Raw genomic sequence first — 8291 nt, forward strand, 5'->3', positions numbered from 1 at the left:
GTTCGGCCTGTAAATATCTCTCAGGTTTTGAGGGCAAATTCCACTAGCGTTCCCTTACCCTTGAGTGTGACCAAGTTTCATATGAGAAGGGGGCGCGCTGCCTTTCTGGCACATAGCCGAACATGGAGCATGTCATTTATGAGTAAGAAAGACACTGCGGCTGTGCCCATTAAGCTGGAAGATTGGCTGAATACTCGCGCCAGTTGGTTGCGCATGGCAGCGGATGGGCTCATCAAGAACAGGCGCATGCCTACAGAAGATGAGCTCAAAGCCCTCACCACCCACTGTATGGCAGAGGCAGCCAAGACCTTGGATGCAACGCATCCTGCTTTGGCCCCCGGCGTTATTCTCGGAACCACTGGCGCTGGTGCGTTGCGGATCGATTCCTTGACGACCATCCGCGGGGTGAACGCCATCGGCGCGGATGCTTCTTTGGATCTTTCCAAAGGACACATGGCCGTCGTTTACGGTGCTAATGGATCAGGCAAGTCAGGCTATGCGCGGCTGATGAAGCATATTTGTGGCGCGCGTGCGAAAGGGACAATACACAGCAACGTTTTCGATGATGTAACCGAGATCGCCTCTACTAAGGTGAGGGTCACCACACTCAGTTCGAACGAAGACAGCCCGATATCGAGTGAACTCCAGTGGGAGGCTGTCGCCGGGCCACACCCCAAACTCAACGCGGTGCCGGTCTTCGATTCTGCCACCGCACTGGAACTTGGGGACACTGCAAGCACCGCCACCCACCTTCCCCGCGCTATGCGCTTTGTCGGCGTACTAATTAGGATTTCTGATAGCGTCAATGATCGCCTGAAGGCTCGTGCTGACAAGCTCATCAGCCAGCTTCCGGTAGTTCCACCAGACTATGCGCAGACATCGGCGGCCACTTATCTTCAAAGACTAAAGCCGAACCTTAGCGATGACGAGATCGGGAAGGCTTGTGTCTTTTCCGACGCATTTCTTCAGGAACGCCTCGCGCTAGAGACAGCACTCGCTCAGCCAAACCCTGCGGTAGCCCATGCCAAGACCGTGGGTGATTTAGATCGATTGGATAAGCTGAGCGAGAGCGTTTCGGGCATGATGGAAAGTTTGGGCAACGAGCGAGCAGAAGCCCTCATCTTGGCACGCAAGATCTCGATTAGAAAGCGCCAAGCGGCCACCGCATACGCGACGTCCTTCATAAACGGTTTGCCTTTGGTGGGCGTCGGAGACTCGGTCTGGCAGACCTTGTGGGAAGCAGCAAAGGCGTATTCAACCGCCTCGGCTTACCCGGATCACGCCTATCCGCATGTGGGAGAGGGTGCGCGCTGCGTGCTATGCCAGCAACCGCTCGAACCCGAAGGAAAAGAACGGCTGACAAGCTTCGAGCAGTATCTCAACGATACTCTGCAGACGGAGGCAAAAGCCGCTGAAGATGCCCTGGTCACATTGACGAAGTCACTCCCTAACAAAATCGCCGAGCCAGCATGGCAATCGCAGTGTAGTGCCGTCGGTCTCGACACCCAGCAAGCCAGCGCGCTTGCCAATGAGATAGACGCCAGGCTCAAGGCAATGAGTAGCGCCACGGATCTGGCTGACGTCCCACCTGTAACTTGGTCGGTTTGGACGGACGCGCTTGGCCATGCTGTGGCAACAACAACGTCCCAACGTGATGCGCTAGCAACCCTGTTGGATCCTGGAGGGCGATCCCAGAAGGAGACCCGTTTGCGCGAGCTTCGAGCCCAGGAATGGCTTGCCGGTCAGATCGAAGCGGTCAAAGCCGAAGTTGTGCGCCTCAAGCGCGTGGCGACGATCGAAGCCGCTATCCAGCTTACCCAGACCAGAGCGCTCACGATAAAAAGCAATGCGATCGGCGAAACGGAGTTGGCGAAGGGCTTTTGCGACCGATTCAACGCAGAGCTTCAAGCACTTGGGGGCAGTGTGCTTCCAGTGCGAATGAACCACCGGGCTGCAGGTAAAGGAGTCTACAGTTTCTACATCGAGCTGAAAGGCGCAATTACACCCGTGAAAAACCGCGAGATCCTGAGTGAAGGCGAGCAACGGATCGTGGCGCTGGCCGCGTTTCTAGCCGATGCTACCGGTTCGGATCGAGGACTGCCAGTCATCTTTGACGACCCGATTTCGTCGCTGGACCAACGCTATGAGGAGGCCGTCGCGAAACGTCTAGTAGACCTAGCCAAAGACCGTCAGGTGATCGTGTTCACCCATCGTCTGTCGTTGATGGTGCTCCTTGGAAACGCTGCTGCGCAAAGGCCAGCAGTCGGGCTCTCGCCCGTGGATGTCCACGTTGAGTCTATCGGGCGTGACGGCGCTAGCACTGGCATGCCTGCAACCATCGACGTGTTCTCACTCAAGCCAAAGGCTGGATTTGGCCAAATGATCAGCAGTATCGGGGCTATCAAAAAGTATGATGCCCCACTAAGAGCGCTCGCCTTGAAGGATGCATGCAGCAACTTCCGTATCCTCGTTGAGCGATCAGTCGAGGATCACCTCTGCTCCGGCATCATCAATCGCTACCGTCGTGAGATCCACACCTTTGGTAAGCTGAAAAGCTTGAACGCCATCACCTCTGAAGATTGCGCCATGATCAACGGGATGATGACCAAATACTCCGCGTTCGAGCACTCTCAACCAACGGAGACCCCGACTTGGCTACCCGATCCGGATGAACTGTTGGTGGATGTCCAAGCTATGTTGGACTGGATCAAAGCTTTCGATAAACGTGCCAAGGAGGCTGCCGCCAGCTGAACTGTAACCTGGACACTGCCACGCAGGCAGCTTGGGATACAGACTAATCGCTCCTAAAAGTGCTGCCTCTTGGCCTGCTGGGATCGGGCCGCTTCTGGCCGACTGTCGCTGCTAGCGACCCAAAGCGGCCATCTGCAGAATAGGAGTTCCTGGCTCACAATGCGTTTTTACTGGTAAGTTCTGCAACGTGAAGACTTGTATTTCCGAAGGGTAATCTTGCAAATACATATAAAACAATTCTTTATAGTCATAACTTATATGCTTATGCGCAATTTTTAGAGACTGGTGATAATGTTAACGCGCATGCGCATGAATAAAACTGTTATATCTTCGCTCACCATAGATTAAGGAGGTTGAATTGAAAGAAGATGCTTTTGACGACAAGTGCTCGTTTTTATTCGACATCATAAAAAGGTATGACCATTATATTGGGACTACTAACTTTAAGGTCGGCCTGCTGATGTCATTCATTGCTGCGATCATACTTGGTTTATCGATACGAATAATTCTCACAGAAAAATCCGAGTCTGATTGTCATTATTTATATCACATTGCATCTGCGTCTTCTGTATTGACAATATTATTATCAATTTTCACAGCAATAAATCTACTTCGGGTGGTTTTTCCAAATACCAATACAGATAAAAGTTACAAATCTATGATCTTCTTTGGTGATGTCCTTGCTACTGATAACGGAGCTGATGGATATGCTAAGAAAATCAAAGAGGCAACACCTGAGGAGATTCTTGAGGATTTATCTAAGCAGACCTTTATGGTTGCGGAAATTGTAAATGAGAAGTTTAGGGTATTGAAGATCGCAGTGAATATCTCTGTTTATGGTGTTGTACCCACGCTTACTGTTTCATTGTTATTGTTGATATTGAATGGAGTTAACTGAACATGGTTAATCTCGAGAATACGTTTGACCAGATATTTAAGTCGGTTGAAAATCGCTCAACTATCGCTGTTGCTAAATCAGAATCTATGGAGGCACTGGACTCGAGGCAAATAAGTGAAGAGTTCTCTAGCTTACCCTCTGGGCCGCAAGAAGAATTTCTGCTTCAGGCGAAAATCAGACCAATTTTTGGCAAACCCGATGTAAATAATTCACCAATTGGGAGTCACCCAGATTTTATATCTCTTGAGGGCACAAAGATCACGCAGAGACATTATACCTGCACAATTTTTGTTGATATTAAAGGGTCAACAAGACTGTCGCTACTGTACCCATTGGAGTTTGTCTACCAATTTAAAAATGCTGTAATTCAAACCTGCGTTGAAACTATTAGGTCTTTTGACGGACACATACATAGACTGATGGGTGACGCCGTCATGGCATTTTTTGGCGGTAGCTCTACAGAAAAAGAAGATGCCGTAGCAGATGCAATAAACTGTTCAATAACTTTAAGGGCAATCTTGGAAGGCAGCATTAAGCCTTGGATGGAAAGAGAAGGATTGGATGCGAAAGATTTTGGCTTTAGGGTAGGCTGTGATTTTGGAGATGATGAAGAGGTCTTATGGGGAAGTTTTGGATACAGGAATGTAGGTGAGGTTTCGGCGACTGGGCTTCCGGTCGATATGGCATCCAAACTCCAAGGATTGGCAGGAAAGAACCAAACAATGCTTGGGCAGGGTTTGTTGGATTTTGTCTACTGGCCAGAGAAATATTCTAAGATAAAAACTCGTGGCCGTGGAGGCGACAAAGAGAGTTTGCCGGTAGTAAGTCCAAATATTACGGATACCGACGGTAATCCGCTGAATTACAAAATGAGGCAGTTATCTTACGATAAGAGTTTAGAGTTCTCTGCTCTTCCCAGAAGTTTTAGGGAGAAAATTTGTAACGGCTCCGTAAAGAATCATGCGGAAATAGCTTATAAATGCTATTCGATAGAGAATAGCAGCAGACAGGAATATATATCTGCTTCGAGGTTTTTAGAGCCAAGTACTTCTTTAGCTTTCGTTGTTCGTTCAAGAACAAACAACAGGATGATGTTTCCACTTAAAGTAATATTTAGAAAAACCAACCACGGCCCGAAAACACCTGAGGATGAAAGGGACGTTGAGCAAGAGGGAATTGTTAGATATCTCAAAAAAGAAAGAGTAAGCAAATATAATCGATCTTTTCGCCCCGTATCCGCGGTCGAGATACCAGAGTCGACACTATACCGAGGCCTCCATACGATGAAATGTGAAGTGTATGACTCTCATGGGGTATTGCTCTTTCGTGACTGGATCGGAGTAATGATTAAGTGACGGATATAGCAATCGCAAGCACGCGGAACAATTTTTTGCTGCGCTAAAAATTGTCTTATGTTGCAAGTCGTTATGTGTAAACAAGGAGTTAACCTTGAAATATCGAGTATGGGAGACAAGTGCTTCACTATTAATTGCCTACGAAGTCCTAGCTTTAGGCTACAAGAAATCAAAATCCATCCGCACACCGTTAGTTTTCGATGAAGACAATGAATTAAAAAAAGCAGAATCACCCAAGCACGACTACGCAAATTACAATCAATCTTTGGCCTTGCTAGTACTTAACGCGTCAATTCTAGAGGGTACATTAAGAAGCATAATTTCCGAAAAGCTTTCTGCCGATATCAATGAAGAAGTAGAGCAAGGCAAGAGGTTAGGAAGAACAGCTCCGTCAAAATCTGAGCAGCTTCTGTATAAATTCCGCGACGAAGTAGAGCTTCAGGGCGGCTGGGAAAATCTAAAAAATCAATACTCTTTCTATTTTGACATATCATTAGAAAAAGCTACTGATAAATGCACACGAGAAGGTGTAAACGCCCTTTTTGTGCTAAGAAACATCCTCGCTCATGGCACTGCAATCATCCAACCAAGCGAGGCAATGGACGAAGAAATGAAAGACGTTTATCCATATACTTGGCAGAGAAAAACGCAGCGAGCACATGTTTATCTTAAAACAACATTTGGGCACGATAGCTTCTTCGAAAATTTAGCAGAGCACGCTGTTCCTGAGCATTTCATGACTGCAACGAAAAAATTTATAACCGATATTGAAAGGCAGTTGAACCCTCTGCCTGAGCGCGCCAAGAAAGCTACCGAAATGCTCAATAAATATAGCTTTGGATATGTCAACTACTCTCGGTAACACATAACAACTGGTTCAAATCGTTCGCTTCGCTTTCTGGGACGGGCTGAAGTCCGCCCCTTAATCAAACGTTAATCAGAACTTCCTTAAATACCGCTTTTGGCCGGATAACGACGGCTTAGCCCAGTCCGTCGTTTCACCATACCAAATTTCCGTCTGCTCGATTATTCCAAACAGTCGTCAAAGAAATAAGTTAATAGCGGCCACCTATTGAGTAATCTTTTGAAGTGAAATGCTGCTGTATTAGTCGCGCCATCTCTACTGACCTAGGTGCATTGCCATCTGCTAGCTGCAATACTAGATGAGATCCTGGCAGGTTAGGTAACCCTAAGCTCTTAGGCACCTGACATACGCCATCTGGCATCGTACTGAACCCTAGCACACCGATACCGAGCCCGGCCTGGACCGCTGCGGCGACGCCAGCGATGCTGTCGCTGGTATAAGCGATGCGCCACTCTCGCCTGATTTCGCTCATTCGATCCAAGGCCCATTGTCGCCACCAACAAGCTTGATCGAAAAGCACTAGGGGCAAGGACTCACTGACCGGCAACTCAAAATCCTCTGCCATAACCCACCAAGTCGGATCGTAAAGTAGCGCGTCACCGCGTCGCCGTTCATCGTCCGCGACAATGAGTCCGAGATCCAAAGCACCTTTTTTGATGGCCGACTCAAGCCGATCACTGCTGGCACACTGCACGAATAATTCGACCTTGGGTTGGCTGCGTTGAAAGCGGCTCAGTAGCCTGGGAAGTTCGGTGCCGGAGTATTCTTCAGGAATGCCGACTCGCAATGGTCCCGATGACAGTTCGGGAGCCTCGAAGAGGGTAGAGGCATCATAAAGGGCCTCGGCAGTACGCCGAGCGTAGGGTAGGAGACGCTCGCCCGCTGGGGTGGGAATGACTCCACTACGTGCCCGTGCTAATAGCGATGTAGCTGCCGCAGATTCCAATTGCTGAATTTGCATGCTCACTGCAGATTGGGTGCGATGCATGCGTTTTGCCGCGTCAGTAAAGCTCCCCGTTTCAACCACAGCGACGAAAGCGACCAGCCACTCACCTCTCATATGTCTCATTATCAGATAACCTGATGCAATGCATAAATAGAATTCGTTTTTCTTATTCTACCTTCAGGAGCACCCTATAGCTATACAACGGTTCTAGGGAACATTCTTCATGAACACACGCTTTTCTTTGGTTTGGTGGGCCACGCTTGCACTGCTGGCTCTTGGCTCCTTGTTACCTGAGCCGAGTATCGAATTAGCTCGCTCTGTAATCGTTGAGCTTTTCAAGCTGTTGCCACTGATTTTGTTCGTTGCCCTCATGGCGGGTTGGCTCGCATCAAGCCAACTCGCAGATCGAGTGCGCAATACGTTAGATAGCCGCCCATGGCACGCTATTGTCTTCGCTGGCCTGATTGGTGCAATAACGCCGGTTTGCGGTATTGCAAGTGTTCCTCTGGTTGCCGCCTTGCTGCGTCAGGGTATACCCATGGCGGCGGCTATGGCCTTTTGGCTATCCTCACCGGTCACCGATCCAGGCATGCTGATCCTGACAGCAGGCATTCTCGGATGGCCATTTGCCATCGGAAAATTACTTGCTGCGCTATTGCTTGGCCTGGTTGCAGGAGCGGTTATGCAGGGGCTAAGTTGTTGGAAGCCGCAAACTCACTGGGTTCGAGAAGGTGCGATGTTGCAAGTCAGCACGAATTCGTGCGATTCGTCACCACCGTCGCGCTTTATCGATGAGGCAAAAGCAACCTTTTCCATGGTTGTGCGCTGGCTTGCTTTCGCTCTGACCCTTGAAGCCATGGTGCGTGCACATCTAGGAGAGACGGGGTTCTCAATTCTCACCACGGTAGACAGTGCATTGGCTGTGCCTTTAGCGGTAGCGGTAGGTGGGCCGCTTTATATCGAAGGGTATGCAGCTCTGCCACTGTTGCGAGGATTGATTGATATGGGACTGACACCAGGTGCTGCAATGGCCTTCTTGATGTCAGGAGCTACTATCAGTTTGTACTCGGCCATTGCAGTATGGAGTCTTGTTCGTCCGGCGATTTTTGGTCTTTACCTTACTCTTGGAATCGTAGGTGCGCTGATTGCGGGGTGGATGACTGATTTAGTCATGTTATAAAAGGGATTACTGGCGATGTTTCACGTCGATATCAGAATAAACTTTCATGTCATGATCCTTCATCAGGTGAAGGTCATAGTGTGGCTAAATTGATGCTAGTTACGTGCTAAAATTAATTAACGGACGGTGCCGACCCAAAGCGGTCATTTTTGGAAATGCAGCAGGGGCGTGAATTTTGGCTATAAGTCCTAGTTAAAATTAATAATTCGAAGAAACATAGTCCTCTGAAAATTTGGCAGGCTAAATTTGCCAGAAAGAAGTGCCAGCACGTTCATTCAATCATAGAACACGACGTC

The 8291-nt window shown here is 48.8% G+C and carries 6 protein-coding genes; 5 read left to right on the top strand and 1 reads right to left on the bottom strand.

What is annotated here, in order from left to right:
• The first annotated feature begins 138 nt into the window (after positions 1 to 138).
• From ACT3UM_RS19740 to ACT3UM_RS19755, 4 genes are all read left to right on the top strand, one after another.
• The gene (locus ACT3UM_RS19740) at positions 139 to 2751 is read left to right on the top strand and encodes an AAA family ATPase (protein ID WP_498901681.1); all 2613 of its coding nucleotides are present in this window, start codon (positions 139 to 141) and stop codon (positions 2749 to 2751) included.
• Positions 2752 to 3109: 358 nt separating this feature from the next.
• Positions 3110 to 3649 (top strand): Pycsar system effector family protein, encoded by a 540-nt coding sequence (locus tag ACT3UM_RS19745; protein ID WP_498901683.1) that lies wholly within the window; start codon positions 3110 to 3112, stop codon positions 3647 to 3649.
• Positions 3650 to 3651: 2 nt separating this feature from the next.
• Positions 3652 to 5004: a nucleotide-binding domain-containing protein gene (locus ACT3UM_RS19750; protein ID WP_498901685.1), complete on the top strand. Its 1353-nt coding sequence runs from the start codon at positions 3652 to 3654 to the stop codon at positions 5002 to 5004.
• A gap of 94 nt (positions 5005 to 5098) precedes the next feature.
• Positions 5099 to 5866 carry a hypothetical protein gene (locus ACT3UM_RS19755; protein WP_498901687.1) on the top strand — a complete coding sequence of 256 codons (768 nt, stop codon included), beginning with the start codon at positions 5099 to 5101 and terminating at the stop codon, positions 5864 to 5866.
• A 193-nt stretch (positions 5867 to 6059) separates the two neighbouring features.
• Here ACT3UM_RS19755 and ACT3UM_RS19760 read toward each other — a convergent pair whose 3' ends face one another.
• Positions 6060 to 6938, bottom strand: a complete 879-nt coding sequence (locus ACT3UM_RS19760) for a LysR family transcriptional regulator (protein WP_498901688.1) — start codon at positions 6936 to 6938, stop codon at positions 6060 to 6062.
• A 100-nt stretch (positions 6939 to 7038) separates the two neighbouring features.
• Here ACT3UM_RS19760 and ACT3UM_RS19765 point away from each other — a divergent pair, with 100 nt between their 5' ends.
• Positions 7039 to 7995, top strand: coding sequence for a permease (locus ACT3UM_RS19765; protein WP_498901691.1), 957 nt, complete (start codon positions 7039 to 7041; stop codon positions 7993 to 7995).
• Positions 7996 to 8291 lie beyond the last annotated feature (296 nt).

Origin of the sequence: Halomonas sp. AOP13-D3-9 (assembly GCF_052379125.1) — a bacterium.
GTDB lineage: Bacteria > Pseudomonadota > Gammaproteobacteria > Pseudomonadales > Halomonadaceae > Vreelandella.